Consider the following 17,420-nt stretch of genomic DNA (forward strand, 5'->3'; position numbering starts at 1 on the left):
AGATAATGCGTCATGACCGCTATATATGCAAGACAGTCGGTTGACCGAGCTGACAGCATATCTATCGAGCAGCAGACAGAGCTATGCCGCTATGAAGCTCGCGGAGAGCCGTGCAGGGTGTATGCAGACAGAGGCTACAGTGGAAAGAATACGAATCGTCCGCAGTTTGTGCAGATGATGAATGACGTCCGGAGCGGAGTGATAGACACTGTGATAGTTTACAGGCTTGATCGTATAAGCCGTTCAATACTTGATTTTTCAAATATGATGTCGGTATTTGGAGAGCTTGGCGTCAAATTTGTGTCTGCAACGGAAAAATTCGATACATCTTCCCCTATAGGCAACGCAATGCTAAATATTTGTATAGTTTTTGCACAGCTTGAAAGAGAAACAATACAGAAGCGTGTTGCCGACGCATATTATTCCCGAAGCAGAAAGGGCTTCTTTATGGGAGGTCCCGTGCCATACGGATATAGGCGAGTTCCGGCATTGATAGGAGAAGTACATACCTCGGCTTATGAGACAGTTGAGGAGGAAGCGAAAACTGTCCGCATGATATATGAGATGTATTCACAGTACGAGGTCTCTTATGGCGATATCGTCAGAAAGCTTGATGAGCTAGGCATACAGAGACGGGGCAGTTTCTGGGAGCGTTCAAGGATAAGAGAGCTCATACTCAATCCGCTGTATGTAAAGGCTGATAATACCGTTCTGGACCTTTTTAAGGCAGAGGGAGCGGAAGTGGTGGAAAACGAGGGTGGTTTTAATGGCAGAAGCGGCTGCTACTGTTACAGAACAGGAGTTGACAGAAAAAGTAAAGGGACATCGTTTTCCGGGTGTCTTATAGTACCTGCACCGGGTACGGGTATAGTGGAACCAGAAATGTGGCTTAGATGCCGTGAAAAATGCATTTCCTGCAAAAATGCTTCACCGGTCAGAAAGGCGAAAAATTCATGGCTCTGCGGAAAGATAAAATGCATTCACTGCAACAGTGCTCTTGTTGTGAAACGCGGCAGCAGCGGCAAAAGATACTTGATGTGTAATGAAAGGCTGAGAAAAGGGAAGTGCAAGGCTGAGACTCTTTATGCAGATAATGTTGAGAGAGCTGTTCATTATGCAATGGAAAGAAAAGCGGCTGGAGTCTTTTCAGAGCTTGTAGGAATTATGGATAAGATCAGTTTTGACGAAAAAAGAAGGCTGACAGATACGCTTGCAGAAACGATATATGCCTGTAAAGGGCGTATAGTCATAAAGTGGAGAGCATGAAGTTTTTTTATTGATCAGTGTTTCATAATGGTCGCAATGGCGAAGCACTCCGCATTGCACAGGATAAGCTTGATGAAAAGAATTTCTATGCCTGCAATCCTTCTTTTGACAAAAACTGCGGCATGAAAAAGTAAGTTTTGCGGCTCCCAAAGCGGAGCCGCTTTTATGCCTTTTGTATTAGTACTTATTTGATTTACGTAACGTATAATCATATTTTTTTAACCCCGTCAAAACCTATAATCAGAAGTCGGACAAACTGTGTGAATCTACGAAATTTCGTTCATAATTTCTTGTTGATCTTGACATACAGAGAGTAATATGCTATACTATAACCATAGAAGGAAAGAGCAAATAAGATGAACTGAATAAATATGACATGGACTCGAAGGGGGTTGGATAAGCAGCCGACACGTTAAGTGTCGGCTGCTATTAATTGTGGGAGCTGAAAGCTCCCATTTTTTATTTTACCAGAAGAAAAATACGGCATTAAACGAGCATATTCAGCAGCCTTTACTGGTGAATAGTACGGGTATGGGACGAAAAAGATGGTTATAGTATCTTTTATTATACATAAGGTCGTGAAATAGGTCTTTTCACAGTGCTGCATAGCTGTTATACTTTTCATAAAGGAGGCTGGTACAATGACAGAAATACTTTTATCGGACGAAGCGTCTATATGTGGAGCTGAAATGGAAGGACTTATGTATTCTGTATATGAGGGAGAGGCGGTGGTAACAGGTTATACCGGTGAGCCGGAATATATTGATATCCCTGATTTTTTCGGCTGTTACCCCGTTACTGAGCTCCGCGACAACGCATTCTATATGTGTGAGACACTGAGAGGGATAATATTACCTGATACTATTACAAGGATAGGACATCATTGCTTCTATGCCTGTGATATGCTTGAAGCAGTAAGACTTCCGGAGGGACTGGAAGAAATAGGAGAGGGTTGCTTCTGCGGGTGTACAGGGCTTAAGAATATCCCACTCCCTGCGTCTCTTGATGTGCTTCCAGCTTCCTGTTTCCGCGCCTGTGAAAGCCTTGTCTGTATAGAGCTTCCGCAGGGGCTTAAAGGTATAGGCGAACTGTGCTTTTCAGGCTGTGAGAGCCTTGAAAGTGTAAGCACCGGCAGGGAGCTCGGCAGCATAGGCGGCGGAGCTTTTTATATGTGTCCAGAGCTGGAACGAATCTTCATACCGCCTTCCTGTACAGATATAGGTGCTAAGGCACTGGGATATGGTTGCACAGGAAATGAACTCGTAATAAATGAACATATGGTTTTATTCGGCGAGGCAGGCTCGGTAGCGGAGAAGTATGCCACAGTGAACGGGCTTAGATTTTCATCCGATCTGAAAGGGTATGATTCGGCTTCGAATGTGCAGCTGAAGCTAGAGAAAGGCAGAAATATTCATATCTCTGCACTTGCCGGAACAGCAATATTTGCGGCTCTCATACTTGCACTTATTCGCTGTCTGTTTTTACAGAATCAAGGATAAATGCTTAAATTATTGAGCAAAAAAATTCTTTCCTGACCGTTTATTGCGCTCACAGAAAAAAATCATCAATTTGAGGAATGTTTTATGAAAACTCTTGCATTTTCAGAGAAAATGTGATATGATATTTTTGTAGGTTTGCGTTAAGCATGATAATTAAAGGTAGGCACTTAAATTATCATGTAAATATAATTTAATATTATACGATCTGGAGGGATCATTTTGAAGAAAGAGATATTGAAGCGGTATGTCGGCACTGTGGCAGCTGCTTTCATCGCAGCTTCAGCGATAAGCTTTCTCTCTGCTCCGGAAGTTCACGAAAAGGCTGCGGCGGCTGATACCATCCTGAAGTATGAGTTCGAGGACGGCGAGACCAGTGGTGGTAAAATCCATGCAAACGGAGCTTCTGATGTGAAAATGGGAGATTTTCCAGAGGATACCGATCTCAGTGGCTTCTCGGGCAAGGGCTTCGCTTATCTTGACCAGAAGGGTACTACTCTTACCATTGAAGCCAATGTTCCCGAAGATGGGCTCTATGAGATGACGATATGCTACTGTGAGCCCAGTGATCCGCGCAAAAAGGTGCAGTATCTGAATGTCAACGGAGTTAATCAGGGTGAACTCACCTGTCCGTATACCAACAAGTTTGCCGAGACCTCCGGTGGTGTCGTTAATCTGAAAAAGGGAAAGAACACAATTGAGATCAAGGCGTACTGGGGCTATACCTTCTTTGACTATCTTACGTTAAAGCCTGCCTCGGAAAAACTTACCGAGCTGTCGCCCACAAGGAAGCTTTCAAATCCAAATGCTTCCGATACAGCCAAAAGGCTGTACAGCTACCTCTGCGATGTTTACGGTAAGCATATCATCGCGGGTCAGCAGGAGTACTGCGGCGACCATAACTATAACCTCTGGAACAGCCCCGATGTTTTTATTAAGGACAATGAGGCTGAATTTGAATATATACAGGAAAAAACTGGAAAACAGCCTGCTATTCGTGGTATTGACTTCCTCGCATATAACACCTCTTCGGACTGGCGTGACCATGCTCCCGAGCGTGTTATCGAATGGGTGAACAAGTACCACGGTATTGCTACCGTCTCGTGGCACTGGAACGTGCCATGCGAGGAGGGGAGCGAGGATGTTGCCTTTTATGTTGAGTCGGCAAATCCCAAATATACGACCTTTAGTATTTCAAATGCTCTTAAAGAGGGCACATGGGAGAATAAGGTGATAATGGCTGATATCGAGCTCATTGCAGGAGAGCTGCAAAAGCTTAAGGAGGCTGACGTGCCCGTGCTGTGGAGACCTCTCCATGAAGCAGAGGGTGCATGGTTCTGGTGGGGAGCAGAAGGCGCAGAGCCCTGCAAGAAGCTCTACCGCTTACTTTATGACAAACTCACAAATGAATACGGCTTGGATAATCTGATATGGATATGGACGAGTTCCACATCTCCCGAGGCTGCCGACTGGTATCCCGGCGATGATGTGGTGGATATTATAGGTTGCGATAAGTACAACTGTGCTGACGGCCTTCCCAATCTCAGCTCCATAGCATCCACCTTTTACAGTCTAGTGCAGAGCACAGACGGGCAGAAAATGGTGACCATGTCTGAAAACGATTCCATACCGTCACTTGAAAATCTTGTAAACGACAAGGCAGCATGGCTTTATTTCTGTCCGTGGTATATGAACTATCTTACAAGCGAGCAGAATAATCCTGTGGATAATCTTATTGAGATATATAACAGCGACTACTGTATTACTCTTGATGAGCTGCCAGACCTGAAAAGCTATCCCATTGAGGGGGGCGGAGATACATCTGTGACTGTAACGACTGTAACCTCAAAGCCAATCACAACGGCTTCAATCTCCGCAGCTTCAACCACTTCGGCAAAAACTGCTGAAACAACGACCACCACCGTTTCACAGACTGCGGATACGATTTCCACAGACTACAGAAAGGGCGACGCTAACTGCGACGGCAATGTGGATATGGCTGATGCCGTACTGATAATGCAGTCGTTGGCAAATCCCGACAAATACGGCGTGAATGGCACTGACGCGCACCATATCACATCGCAGGGACAGTCGAACGGGGACGTTGACTCAGGCAGTAAAGGTCTTACTTCAAACGACGCTTTGGAGATACAGAGATATCTCCTAGGTCTTGTAAAGTGGGACGATATAATTGCTAAATGATTCACATTATTTTAAAGGGAGGAAAACATGATGAATCACAAAAAACTGATCGCAGCGGTAACGAGCATTGTTACTGCGGCAACATCATTCTGCTTCACTGTTTCGCCTACACTGGCAGCAGATGAAGAAGCAGAGCAGGAGTTCTGTGCACCTATCAGCGAGATAGTTCAGGATTCTGGTCTGGATATCGACTATGCCCGCGCACTTCAGTACTCACTCTATTTCTATGACGCTAATATGTGCGGCGATACTGTTGACGAGGACAGCCGTCTTTCATGGCGTGGAAACTGCCATACCTATGACGCTCATGTTCCTATGATAACATGGGACAAGCAGACAAACAAGACTAGTAAGGGAGGTACTAACCTTTCTGAGTCATTCATGACAAAATACAAGGACGTCCTCGATCCTGACGGCGATGGTACTATCGACGTTGCAGGTGGCTTCCACGACGCAGGTGACCATGTTGAGTTCGGTATGCCTGAAAACTATTCGGCTGCTACCCTCGGCTGGGATTACTATGAGTTCCGCGACGTATTCAAGAAGCTCGGACAGGACGATCACATGGAGACTATTCTTCGTCACTTCAATGATTATCTTATGAAGTGTACATTTCGCGATAAGGACGGTACAGTTATCGCTCACTGCTATCAGGTAGGTGACGGTAACATTGACCACGCTATATGGAACAGCCCTGAGGTAGATACTATGCCACGTCCGGCATTCTTCCTTACAGCTGAAAAGCCTCAGACAGACTATGTTGTTTCTGCCTGTGCTTCACTGGCTATCAACTATCTGAACTTCAAGGATACAGACGCTGAGTATGCAGAGAAGTCTCTCGACTACGCAAAGGCTCTTTGGAACTTCGCTAACGATAACGAAAAGGAGCTCTCAGATAACGCAGACGGTCCAGGAGCATTCTACGGCTCTACAAAGTGGGAGGATGATTATTGCTGGGCTGCTGCATGGATGTATCTTGCAACAGGTGATGACAGCGTATTCGACTATGCTGTTGAAATATTCGATTACTATGCTCCTTCCGGCTGGTGCTACTGCTGGAACGATATGTGGAGCGGTGCAGGCGTAATGTGGGCTGCTATCAATCAGCAGAACCCTGAACTCGACCTCGTTCAGAGAATTAGAGACGCACAGGGTAAGAACCAGTACGTATTCGACGATTTCTGGGACGATGACTGTGTAGGCAAATGCCTTAAGACATGGAAGCAGCTGGAGACAAAAGGTGGCTTTGCATACCTCAATCAGTGGGGAAGCTGCCGTTACAATACAGCTATGCAGATGATATGCCTCGTTTACGACAAGTACAAGAACAACGGTCAGCCTAGCGAATGGAGCGAGTGGGCTAAGAAGCAGATGGACTATGTACTCGGTCAAAACGATGTAACATACAAGGAAAACTCAAAGCAGACAGTTCTTGCCGGTAGAAACGGCACACACGGTCCGAGAGCATTCATCGTAGGCTATAATGATACAGCCGTAAAGAATCCTCACCACCGTGCAGCTTCGGGACTTCTCATGGCTGAGGATCCCCGTGAGCAGAAGCATATCCTCTGGGGCGCTCTTGCAGGCGGTCCAGACGGAAGCGACGGCCACAGCGACAGTACAAACGACTGGGTAGAGAATGAGGTAACTATCGATTATAACGCTTGTCTCCCCGGCGCAGCTGCTGGTCTTTATGCACTTTATGGTACACCTGAAATGGCTGTAACTCCTAACTTCCCGCCTCAGGATGAGAAGAGAGTTTACGGCAGCGGAAGCGGCGACGGCGGCGGAAGCGGCTACTGGGTAGAGGCTGTCGGCGTAGACAAGCCCAACCTCAACGGTGACGGTTCAGGTACTACACAGGTATCATTCAAGGTTCTCTCAGGCGAGAGCAATCCTTCCAAGAAGATTTCTGTTCGTTATTTCTTCAATATCGAGGAAATGGCAAAGGGCATCGACGGCCTCGGAGAGGTACGCGAGCTTTATGATCAGTCAAGTACAGAGGACGGTGAGGTAGGCGCTGACGGCGTGCTCACAGGACCTTTCAAGTATGACAAGGTAGCAAATACCTACTATGTGGAGATCACATGGGACGGCTATGTTATAGCAAACTCAGGAAAGAAATATCAGTTCGACCTCGGTATGTACTACGGTGATATATGGGATCCTAGCAACGACTGGAGTTATCAGGATCTTAAGATTGGTAAGAGCGAGGACTTCTTTGCTGTTGACGATCCGCCGGAGAAGCGTACAGATTATATCTGTATCTACGATGACGGCGTACTCGTAGGCGGTATCGAGCCTGACGGAACAACAGCTGAGGAGAAGCCGAAGGAGACTACCACAACAAAGCCAAAGACTGTAACTACTACTACAACTACATCAAAGACAACAACAACTACTACAAGCAATACCACCACAACAACCACCACAACAACAGCTACAACAACATCATCATCCACAACTTCAAGCGTGACACCAGCTGTTAATGGCGATTCAACTCAGACTAAAGTAAGTCTTGCAGGTGACGTAAACTGTGACGGCACTGTAGATATGGCAGATGCTGTTCTTATCATGCAGTCTCTTGCTAACCCAAATAAGTACGGCATTGGCGGTACTTCCGACAAGTGCCTGACAGAACAGGGTGCAGCAAACGGCGATGTTGATACATCTGTAGCCGGACTTACATCAAATGACGCACTTAAGATACAGGAGTTCCTTCTCGGAAAGGTGAAGGCTCTTTAATCCAAAGCGAAAAGCTGCACGGAAAAACGTGCAGCTTTTTTTCTGATTTCACATAACTTTCATTTCTCTCACAAATTACCTGTTGTTTTTGAAAAGCGAATGTGTTATAATTTTATCATACCTGATACAGGAGATGAAGTTCAATGAATGAAGAAAAAAATCCGCTTAAGCAGTATGCGATATACTTAATCATTTGTCTGCTTCTGCTCATGATATTTAATTCCGTAGTAATGCCTGCAATGAACAGGGCTGCAATAAAGGACGCTGATTATAGCTTTTTCCTTGACCAGCTCGACGAAGGAAATGTCGGAAAGGTGCAGATAGAGGAGACGGAGATAAAGTTTACCATAAATGAGGAGGACGGCAAAGAACAGGCGTACAATACGGTACGAATCGACGATCCTGACCTTGTTTCACGACTACATGAGCAGAAGAATGTGGAGTTCACAGGCAGCATACAGGAGCAGAGTCCGCTAAGGGACTTCCTTTTCGGCTGGATACTCCCTATTTTGTTTATGGTAGTAGTATGGAACATTCTTTTTAAAAGCATTGGACAGCGTATGGGTGGTCTCGGAAATGCAATGTCCTTCGGAAAGAGCAATGCAAAGATATATGTCAAAGCTCAGACTGGCAAGACTTTTGACGACGTTGCCGGACAGGACGAGGCAAAGGAAGCTCTTGCGGAAATAGTTGATTTTTTGCACAATCCAGGTAAATATGCCGAGATAGGTGCTGACCTTCCTAAGGGCGCACTTCTTGTAGGACCTCCCGGTACAGGAAAGACACTGCTTGCACAGGCTGTGGCAGGTGAGGCGGATGTACCTTTCTTTTCAATCTCCGGCTCTGAGTTTGTAGAGATGTTCGTTGGTATGGGCGCAGCAAAGGTGCGTGACCTGTTCAGTCAGGCAACGGACAAGGCTCCATGTATAGTTTTCATAGACGAGATAGACACTATAGGCAAGAAGCGCGATGGACAGATAGGCGGAAACGACGAACGAGAGCAGACCCTGAACCAGCTACTCACGGAAATGGATGGTTTTGACGGCAAAAAGGGCGTAGTCATACTTGCCGCAACTAACCGCCCTGAATCGTTGGATCCTGCGTTGCTTCGCCCCGGACGCTTTGACAGGAGAATACCTGTTGAGCTCCCTGACCTAACAGGACGTGAAGCCGTTCTTAAGGTACATGCCAAGAAGATAAAGCTGAGCGACGGCATAGACTTCAACGCCATTGCAAGAGCTACGGCGGGTGCTTCTGGAGCAGAGCTTGCGAATATAATCAACGAGGCGGCTTTGAGAGCTGTACGTAGAGGCAGGAGTTCTGTTGACCAATCCGACCTTGAAGAGAGCGTTGAAGTAGTAATTGCGGGCTATCAGCGTAAGAATGCGGTTATTTCTCAGAAGGAAAAAGAGATAATCGCATACCATGAGATAGGTCATGCCCTTGTAGCTGCAAAGCAGAAGTACTCAGCTCCGGTACATAAGATTACTATTATACCGAGAACCTCAGGTGCTCTCGGATATACCATGCAGGTGGACGAGGACGAGAAGTTCTTACTTTCAAAGGAAGAGGCTCTTTCAAAGATAGCAACTCTCACTGGAGGCAGATCGGCAGAGGAACTGGTTTTCAACACCTGTACTTCCGGCGCTTCCAACGATATAGAAAAGGCTACTCAGATAGCCCGTGCAATGGTTACACGGTATGGTATGAGCAGCAGCTTCGACATGGTAGCTCTTGAGACAGTTAACAACAAGTATCTCGGCGGCGATGCTTCGCTGGTGTGCTCTCCAGAAACAGCTGCGAAGGTTGACGAGGAAGTGAACAATATCGTCAAGAGCGCTCATGTAAAGGCATTGAAAATACTTTCAGAGAACAGCGAAAAGCTTCATGAACTTGCACGTTTCCTCCTTGACAGGGAGACTATCACTGGAGAGGAGTTCATGGCTATCCTCGGAAAAGAGAACGTGCCGGTTGTATAAAAATGAAAAAGCTGCCAATGATAGCCGTTGAGGTGATATTGTTGAAAAGAACTTCATTGGCTGTTATGGCGGTAGGACTTGTGCTTGCGGTACTTATTTCTAATATAGGTAGCTTTATCGGTGATGGACTAAAGCTCGATGAGCTCAGAGAAAGCGTGTTGCGACTTCATATACTAGCAAATTCAGACAGCGAGCAGGATCAGCGGCTTAAACTTATGGTTCGTGACGAGCTGCTGGAAAGCGGTATATTCAGCGGTGTATCTGGGCTTAAAGAGGCGGAAGAGGCTGTTGCTGAAAACTTAAGGGCAATAGAAAGCCAGGCGGAGAACGTTCTGCGCTTACATGGGTGTTCGGACAGAGTTGCTGCAGAACTTGTTGACGCTGATTTCGGCGAGCGCGTTTACGGTGATATAACTATGCCTGCCGGAAGATACCGTGCACTGCGCATCAAAATAGGCAAAGCAGAGGGGCATAACTGGTGGTGTGTTATGTATCCGCCGCTGTGTTTGCCGGCAGCCTGCGGAGACGATAACGTTGAAGAAAACAAAACGGTAGAGGAGCAGGATTTCGACCAAAAGGAGCTTGATATCCTCAGGCACCCTAAGAAATACAAGGTGAGATTTGCTGTATGGGATAAAATTAGGAGCTTTGTTAAGGGTGATACTGTGCAAAACGACAAAAATGATGAAGCTGCTTGACAATTATCGGAAATGAGTATATAATAATTTAGTAAACAAAGCAGAACTATGCGTTCTCACCGTCGGGCTATGCTGAAACGGTCAATATGTAATGAGCTATCAGGCTGTTTTTGCGCAGCTTTGGTATATTCAATGTGTATTGGTGAGTGCGGATAATTTCTGCACTCATTTTTGTTTTTAAATTATTTTGCTTGGAGGTGCTTGACTATTAGCAAACAGGAACTGCAGATCAACGAAGAGATAAGAGATAAGGAAGTACTCGTAATCGACGCTGACGGTAAAAAGCTTGGCGTTTTATCTGCCAAAGAGGCTCAGCAGATAGCCTTCGATCAGGATCTGGATCTCGTTAAGATCGCTCCGCAGGCAACACCACCCGTATGCCGTGTTATGGACTACGGAAAGTATTGCTTCGAGCAGGCTAAACGTGAAAAGGAAGCAAGAAAGAATCAGAAGGTCGTATCTATCAAGGAGATTAGAATGTTTTCCACAATAGATACTCATGACTTTGAAACGAAGGTAAATCAGGCTGTCAAATTTTTACAGGGCGGAGATAAGCTTAAGGTATCAGTTAGATTCCGTAAAAGAGCTATTGCACATCCGGAACTTGGAAGCGAACTGCTTGATCGCTTCAAGGAAGCAGTTTCTGAGGCAGGCACTGTGGATAAGCCGGCTAAAATGGAGGGACGTAGCATAGTTATGTTCGTTTCCCCTAAGGCCGCTAAGTAAGGAGGATCATATAATGGCAAAGGTAAAGGTTAAAACTCACTCGGGCGCTAAGAAGCGTTTTAAGATTACAGGAAGCGGTAAGGTAAAGTACCAGCACACCAATAAGAGACACAGACTTACTCAGAAGGACACAAAGCGCAAGAGAATCGCTCGTAACGCTGGTGTTGCTGACTGCACAAACGCACCTACTATCAAGAAGCTCGTTCCCTATATGTAATCAGAAGCGGAATACCATTCCGTATAGCATGAGCTAATTCCCGTAATTTTAATTTTGGAGGTAAAAGACTATGGCACGTATTAAAGGTGCAATGATGACTCGTAAGAGAAGAAACAAGACTTTAAAGCTTGCTAAGGGCTACTGGGGCTCTAAGAGCAAACACTTCAAGATGGCTAAGCAGGCTGTAATGAAGTCTGGCAACTATGCATACATCGGAAGAAAGCAGAAGAAGAGACAGTTCAGACAGCTCTGGATCACAAGAATCTCAGCAGCTGCTAAGCTCAACGGCATGAACTACTCAACATTCATGAACGGCTGCAAGAAGGCTGGTATCTCTCTCAACAGAAAGATGCTCTCCGAGATCGCTATCAACGATGCAGCAGGCTTCACAGCAATTGCTGACAAGGCAAAGGCTGCTCTTTAATTCATATAATAAACACGCTTCTTAATTAAGTTAAGAGCGTGTTTTTGTTAATCCTCGGATTCATAATGCGTAATTGACGGTACTACCTGCGATTACGCATTATGAATAAATACAGGCGGTGTTGTGCTATTGGAAAACATCATCACTTCAAAAGATAATCCAACTGTCAAGCTGTATCAGAAGCTCTCTTCTTCAAAAAAAGAAAGACTTCAGTACGGCTTATTCGTGTTGGAGGGGCTCAGGATAGTTGAGGACGCTCTCCGTGAGGAAAGTGGCATCACACAGCTCATTTTGACACAGAAAGCACAGGAGCGCTATGGTGAGGAACTTTTACAGGCTGATTTGAGGAGTACAAGAACGATTGTCATTTCAAATGAGCTTGGAAATAAGATTGCGTCTACAGATACCACCCAGGGAGTATTTGCAATGTGCAGGATACCTGTACAGCGAAGCGTCAGAAGTATATTGAAAAGTGACGGAAAGTTTTTGGTGCTTTTCGGGCTTCAGGACCCGGGAAATGTGGGCATGATGATAAGGACTGCGGACGCTCTCGGTATTGACGGAGTTATACTCTCCGGAAGCTGTGATCTTTACAGCCCTAAGGTGATACGTTCTACTATGGGCTCTGTATTCAGAATGAAGATAGCAGTTGAAAATGACGCAGACGTTCTTTTCAGTGAGTTAGAAGAAGCCGGCACGGTAACATCTGCAGCTGTCATAGACAAGGACGCCGTATCTGTTACTGAGTGCAGCTTTGAAGGTACTCAGGCTGTGTTCATCGGCAACGAGGGCAACGGACTTCCATGTGATATCGCACAGCGTTGCAAAAGACGCGTTATAATCCCTATGCACGGTAATATAAACTCTCTCAACGCAGCGATGGCTGCCGGGATACTTATGTGGGAGCTTAGCAAGTAAAACACTCATTCCGCGGCAGGAGGTGCTGTAATGGAAGAAAGACGTGACAAGATAAACTACTACCTTGATATAGCTGAAAAGGTGTCGGAAAGGTGTACCTGCCTAAGAAGACACTACGGCGCTGTTATTGTAAAGAACGATGAGATTGTTTCGACGGGCTATGTGGGAGCACCGAGAGGAAGAGCAAATTGCTCCGACCTTGGCTACTGCATAAGAGTAAAGCTGGACATACCGCGCGGAGAGCGTTATGAACTGTGCAGGAGCGTCCATGCAGAGGCAAACGCCATAATATCCGCTTCGAGAGAAAGAATGCTTGATTCCGTCCTGTTCCTTGTTGGCAAGGAGGTAAAAGACGGTACATATATCGAACAAGCCAACAGCTGTTCGATGTGCAAAAGACTTATCATCAACGCAGGTATTGATAAGGTTGTCATCAGAGATGACAGGGAGAATTACAGGATAATATCTGTGTGCGAATGGATAGATAATGACGAATCACTTGACGGCACAAGAGGATATTGATAACATACAGAATTTATAATGAAAAGGAGGCTTTGCTTTGGACGAGATAAAATTCTTCCGCTCGGCTGAAAATGCTTATCTCGTACTGAGCGAGTACAGTACCATGGTCAGCCTCAGAAAAGACGAGAATAATAATGTACATAACGTACCGCTGCACAATGCAGAGGTATTTATTGAGAACTGTGAAAAACGGGGAATAGGCGTTACATGCTATAAAAGCTATGAATATCATTCGCAGCTTAAGCATATATACAATCCATCCTCGTTAATATATTACAAAAGCAATATAAAGTTGCTGCGCGACGGGGCGATAACGATGTATGATGTCTCTGACGTAATGAACTGCATAAACGGCAGAAGAGAACCACTTCAGGCTGCTTATGAGGTAGGCGCAATGTCTTCGGCAGATAATCCCGATGAGGGAAATGAGCTTATCACCGAAGCTTTATATGAGCTTAACGATATACCTGTCAGTCAAGAAAAGACTCGGGATGGAGCTGTGAAAATAGAGCTCCCCGATGAGTTTTCAGGCTGTCAGATACCTATAGCAGAGACGCTTGAAAACGGCGATCTCCATGCAGACGAGCTTACTCAGATTCTTGAGTTCGCCCCGTCAGAGCTGATAATCGAGCTCACAGAGCTTGTGATATTCAGTGTTGTGCGCTCGATTTCGGGCAAAACGTTTGAACTTATAAGATAAGGGGATAATCCGATGTCAGATTTAGTTATAGTAGAGTCGCCTGCAAAGGCAAAAACTATTCAGAAATACCTTGGAACAGGATACGAGGTCATAGCCTCTATGGGCCATGTCCGCGATCTTCCAAAATCAAAAATGGGAGTTGACAAGGATAACGACTTTAAGCCTCAGTATACTGATATGAAGGGCAAGGAGGACGTTATCAGAGAGCTGAAAAAGCGTGCCAAGAAGTGCGATAAAGTTTATCTCGCAACCGACCCTGATCGTGAGGGAGAGGCTATATCATGGCATATAGCGCAGATGCTCAAACTTGATATGAACGACAACAATCGTGTTGCCTTCAATGAGATTACCAAGACAGGCGTCAAGAACGGCATGAGCAATCCTCATAAGATCGACGTTGACCTTGTGAATGCTCAGCAGGCAAGACGTATCCTTGACAGACTTGTTGGATATGAGCTCAGTCCATTCCTTTGGAAAAAGGTCAAGAGAGGTTTGTCCGCAGGAAGAGTGCAGTCTGTGGCTGTACGTCTTGTTGTTGACCGTGAGAACGAGATAAGAGCTTTCGTGCCTAAGGAGTACTGGTCTATCGACGCGAAGTTCACAGCTCCGTCGTCGAGGAAGGTATTTGATGCTGCCCTTGTTTCTGTTGACGGCGAAAAGCTTGAGATAGCCAATCAGGCTGAGGCAGATGACCTCCTCGGCAGGCTTGAGAATGCCGAGTATATTGTAAAGTCTGTAAAAAAACGCGTTACAAAGAAACAGCCTGCACCTCCTTTCATAACATCTACCCTCCAGCAGGAGGCTTCACGTAAACTCAGCTTCAGCGCAAAGCGCACCATGAAGGCTGCCCAGGAGCTCTATGAAGGTGTTGATGTACAGGGAGTAGGCGCAGTAGGTCTTATCACTTACATGAGAACTGACAGCCTGCGTATATCCGATGAGGCAAAGAAGGCTGCCGCAGAATACATCGGTACTGTTTACGGTAGTGATTACCTGCCTCCTGAGCCGAGGAGCTTCAAGACCAAGAGCAATGCTCAGGACGCACATGAAGCTATACGTCCTTCAACTCCTGAACTTACTCCGGAAAGGGTAAAGTCCAGTCTAAGTGTGGATCAGTACAAGTTGTACAAGCTGATATGGGAGCGCTTTATCGCAAGTCAGATGGCGAATGCTCTTCTTGATACTGTTTCGGCTGATATCGAGGCAAACGGCTGCATTTTCAGGGCTTCAGGCTATTCCGTTAAATTTGACGGCTTTATGGCTCTGTATGTGGAATCCACAGACTCTGAGGACGGAGCTAAGAAAATGTTGCCTGATCTCAAAACCGACGATAAGCTGAAACTGAAATCCATATCCGGAAATCAGCATTTCACACAGCCTCCTCCGCGATATACGGAAGCATCTCTCATAAAGGCGCTTGAAGAAAATGGTATTGGCAGACCGAGTACCTATGCTCCTACTATAACAACTATCACATCGCGTCGCTACGTGGAACACGAAGGCAAAGCGTTGAAGCCTACTAATCTCGGCGAGGTTATAACCGAGCTTATGAAGGATCATTTCAAGAAGATAGTTGACGCAAAGTTCACTGCCGAAATGGAAAATAACCTCGACGAGGTGGAGCACGGCGAAAAGAACTGGGTAATCACTCTCCGCGAGTTCTATGACGATTTCTCAAAGACACTGAAACAGGCTGAGGAAGCTATGGACGGCAAGCGCGTCAAGGTGCCTGACGAGGAAACCGATGTGGTATGCGAGCTCTGCGGAAGAAATATGGTAATAAAGTACAGCAAGTACGGAAAATTCCTAGCCTGCCCCGGTTTCCCGGAGTGCAAGAATACTAAGAAGATAGTTACCGAGACAGACGGAAGTTGTCCACGTTGCGGAAAGAAGATGCTGCTGAAAAAGTCCAAGAAGGGCAGGAGCTTCTACGGCTGCGAGGGATTCCCAGAGTGTAGCTTCATGACATGGAACGTACCGACAGCGGAGCTGTGTCCTCAGTGCGGAAAAACTTTGTTCATGAAGGGTGGAAAATCCGGAAAGCTCGTCTGTGAGACAGAGGGCTGCGGCTACGAAAGAGAGCTGAAAAAATGAGCGCGGTCGTAAACGTTATCGGCGCAGGACTTGCAGGCTGTGAAGCTGCATGGGCGGTTGCGGAAGCCGGTATAAACGTAAGGCTTTATGAAATGAAGCCGGAAAAGTTTTCACCGGCGCATAAATACGGCGGTTTTGCGGAGCTGGTTTGCTCAAATTCGCTTAAAGCTGCAAGACTTGAATCTGCTGCAGGACTTCTGAAACACGAAATGGAAATGCTCGGTTCGCTTACAGTTCCATGTGCAAAGGAAAATGCCGTTGAGGCTGGAGGAGCGCTTGCGGTGGATCGCGAGAAGTTTTCCGATGCAGTTACAGATAAAATAAAAAGCCACCCACTTATCGAGGTTGTAAGAGGAGAGGTCACAGAGCTCCCAGAGGGTACGGTGATTATAGCAACGGGTCCGCTCACTCAGGGTGCAATGGCTGATATAATTTATGAGCTCTGCGGTGAGGGACTCAGCTTTTACGATGCTGCCGCTCCTATTGTGACTGCGGAGAGCATAGATATGGAAAAGGCATTCTTTGCTTCACGATATGACAGAGGAGATGCGGACTACGTCAACTGTCCTATGAACAAGGAAGAATACCTTGCTTTCTACAATGCACTTATTGAATCTGAAAAGGTTCAGCTTAAGGACTTCGAGACCCACCCATTCAGCGTATACGAGGGCTGTATGCCTATTGAAGAGCTTGCTTCGCGTGGAGTGGACACTATGCGTTTCGGTCCTATGAAACCTGTAGGCATAGACGATCCACGCACTGGCAGGAGACCTTATGCGGTAGTGCAGCTCAGGAAGGAGAACCGTGAGGGAACTCTCTTCAATCTTGTGGGCTTTCAGACAAATCTGAAATTCGGTGAGCAGAAGCGTATTTTCTCAATGATACCTGGACTTGAAAACGCTGAGTTCATGCGCTATGGCGTTATGCACAGGAATACATTCATAAACAGTCCGGAACTGCTCAGCAGTGATTTTTCAATGACGAGTCGTCCGGAGATATATTTTGCAGGGCAGATAACCGGTGTTGAGGGCTATATGGAAAGCGCGGCAAGCGGGCTGATAGCAGGTATTGCCGCTGCAAGGAAAATAAAAGGACTTGAACCCCTTCAGCTCCCTGCTGATACTATGACAGGAGCGCTGTCACGATATGTCAGCGACCCGTTCAACAGTGGAAATTTTCAGCCCATGGGAGCGAATATGGGTATACTTCCCGATATCGGTGTAAGGATAAAGGATAAAAAAGAACGCTACGGCGCATACTCGGAACGTGCGGTCAGGTCGCTGAGAGGAGAGCTGGATAGAATTGGCAGTAAAGGTAATAGTTGACGCTTTCGGAGGAGACAATGCTCCTTTGGAAGTGATAAAGGGCTGCGAAAGGGCAGTCCGTGAGCTTGATGTTGATATCATACTCACAGGCAGGGAAAAGGAGATAAG

The 17,420-nt window shown here is 46.2% G+C and carries 15 protein-coding genes; all 15 read left to right on the top strand.

All coding sequences use genetic code 11. From position 1 onward, the window contains the following. The first annotated feature begins 12 nt into the window (after positions 1-12). Positions 13-1,266, top strand: a complete 1,254-nt coding sequence (locus J6U00_RS01165; protein ID WP_296577776.1) for a recombinase family protein — start codon at positions 13-15, stop codon at positions 1,264-1,266. 641 nt (positions 1,267-1,907) lie between these two features. Next, on the top strand, positions 1,908-2,765 hold the full coding sequence (locus tag J6U00_RS01175) for a leucine-rich repeat domain-containing protein (RefSeq protein ID WP_296577778.1): 858 nt from the start codon (positions 1,908-1,910) through the stop codon (positions 2,763-2,765). Between the two features lie 219 nt (positions 2,766-2,984). After that, the gene (locus J6U00_RS01180) at positions 2,985-4,964 is read left to right on the top strand and encodes a glycosyl hydrolase (protein WP_296577780.1); all 1,980 of its coding nucleotides are present in this window, start codon (positions 2,985-2,987) and stop codon (positions 4,962-4,964) included. Positions 4,965-4,994: 30 nt separating this feature from the next. Further along, complete coding sequence (locus tag J6U00_RS01185) at positions 4,995-7,709, top strand: glycoside hydrolase family 9 protein (RefSeq protein ID WP_296577782.1); 2,715 nt, start codon at positions 4,995-4,997, stop codon at positions 7,707-7,709. 143 nt (positions 7,710-7,852) lie between these two features. Beyond that, positions 7,853-9,688 carry an ATP-dependent zinc metalloprotease FtsH gene (ftsH, locus tag J6U00_RS01190; protein ID WP_296577785.1) on the top strand — a complete coding sequence of 612 codons (1,836 nt, stop codon included), beginning with the start codon at positions 7,853-7,855 and terminating at the stop codon, positions 9,686-9,688. Positions 9,689-9,690: 2 nt separating this feature from the next. Continuing rightward, positions 9,691-10,386, top strand: a complete 696-nt coding sequence (locus J6U00_RS01195) for a stage II sporulation protein R (protein WP_296577787.1) — start codon at positions 9,691-9,693, stop codon at positions 10,384-10,386. A gap of 201 nt (positions 10,387-10,587) precedes the next feature. Continuing rightward, complete coding sequence (gene infC / locus J6U00_RS01200) at positions 10,588-11,112, top strand: translation initiation factor IF-3 (RefSeq protein WP_295085117.1); 525 nt, start codon at positions 10,588-10,590, stop codon at positions 11,110-11,112. A 13-nt stretch (positions 11,113-11,125) separates the two neighbouring features. Continuing rightward, entirely contained in the window at positions 11,126-11,329 is a 204-nt protein-coding gene (gene rpmI / locus J6U00_RS01205) for a 50S ribosomal protein L35 (RefSeq protein ID WP_019678115.1), read from the top strand. A 70-nt stretch (positions 11,330-11,399) separates the two neighbouring features. After that, on the top strand, positions 11,400-11,753 hold the full coding sequence (gene rplT, locus J6U00_RS01210; protein WP_019678114.1) for a 50S ribosomal protein L20: 354 nt from the start codon (positions 11,400-11,402) through the stop codon (positions 11,751-11,753). A gap of 129 nt (positions 11,754-11,882) precedes the next feature. Then, positions 11,883-12,671 (top strand): RNA methyltransferase, encoded by a 789-nt coding sequence (locus J6U00_RS01215; protein WP_296577791.1) that lies wholly within the window; start codon positions 11,883-11,885, stop codon positions 12,669-12,671. 30 nt (positions 12,672-12,701) lie between these two features. Continuing rightward, positions 12,702-13,193: a deaminase gene (locus tag J6U00_RS01220; RefSeq protein WP_296577794.1), complete on the top strand. Its 492-nt coding sequence runs from the start codon at positions 12,702-12,704 to the stop codon at positions 13,191-13,193. Between the two features lie 37 nt (positions 13,194-13,230). Then, positions 13,231-13,893 (top strand): hypothetical protein, encoded by a 663-nt coding sequence (locus tag J6U00_RS01225; protein ID WP_296577796.1) that lies wholly within the window; start codon positions 13,231-13,233, stop codon positions 13,891-13,893. Positions 13,894-13,905: 12 nt separating this feature from the next. Then, positions 13,906-15,987 (top strand): type I DNA topoisomerase, encoded by a 2,082-nt coding sequence (topA, locus tag J6U00_RS01230; protein WP_296577798.1) that lies wholly within the window; start codon positions 13,906-13,908, stop codon positions 15,985-15,987. Next, a complete protein-coding gene (gene trmFO, locus J6U00_RS01235) occupies positions 15,984-17,312 on the top strand; it encodes a methylenetetrahydrofolate--tRNA-(uracil(54)-C(5))-methyltransferase (FADH(2)-oxidizing) TrmFO (RefSeq protein ID WP_296577800.1) in 1,329 nt (442 codons plus the stop codon). Before topA ends, trmFO begins: the two co-directional genes overlap by 4 nt. 31 nt (positions 17,313-17,343) lie before the next feature. After that, the coding region (locus J6U00_RS15130; RefSeq protein ID WP_365717705.1) for a hypothetical protein at positions 17,344-17,420 on the top strand (77 nt) is incomplete at its 3' end.

The sequence above is a fragment of the Ruminococcus sp. genome (assembly GCF_017650195.1).
In the GTDB taxonomy this organism is placed as follows: Bacteria; Bacillota; Clostridia; order Oscillospirales; family Ruminococcaceae; genus Ruminococcus.

Bases quoted from the DNA above. Each gene is read 5' to 3' on its own strand.
- trmFO (WP_296577800.1), top strand. From the start codon at position 15,984: ATGAGCGCGGTCGTAAACGTTATCGGCGCAGGACTTGCAGGCTGTGAA.
- J6U00_RS01175 (WP_296577778.1), top strand. From the start codon at position 1,908: ATGACAGAAATACTTTTATCGGACGAAGCGTCTATATGTGGAGCTGAA.
- rpmI (WP_019678115.1), top strand. From the start codon at position 11,126: ATGGCAAAGGTAAAGGTTAAAACTCACTCGGGCGCTAAGAAGCGTTTT.
- topA (WP_296577798.1), top strand. From the start codon at position 13,906: ATGTCAGATTTAGTTATAGTAGAGTCGCCTGCAAAGGCAAAAACTATT.
- rplT (WP_019678114.1), top strand. From the start codon at position 11,400: ATGGCACGTATTAAAGGTGCAATGATGACTCGTAAGAGAAGAAACAAG.
- J6U00_RS01220 (WP_296577794.1), top strand. From the start codon at position 12,702: ATGGAAGAAAGACGTGACAAGATAAACTACTACCTTGATATAGCTGAA.
- J6U00_RS01185 (WP_296577782.1), top strand. From the start codon at position 4,995: ATGAATCACAAAAAACTGATCGCAGCGGTAACGAGCATTGTTACTGCG.
- ftsH (WP_296577785.1), top strand. From the start codon at position 7,853: ATGAATGAAGAAAAAAATCCGCTTAAGCAGTATGCGATATACTTAATC.
- J6U00_RS01165 (WP_296577776.1), top strand. From the start codon at position 13: ATGACCGCTATATATGCAAGACAGTCGGTTGACCGAGCTGACAGCATA.
- J6U00_RS01195 (WP_296577787.1), top strand. From the start codon at position 9,691: ATGAAAAAGCTGCCAATGATAGCCGTTGAGGTGATATTGTTGAAAAGA.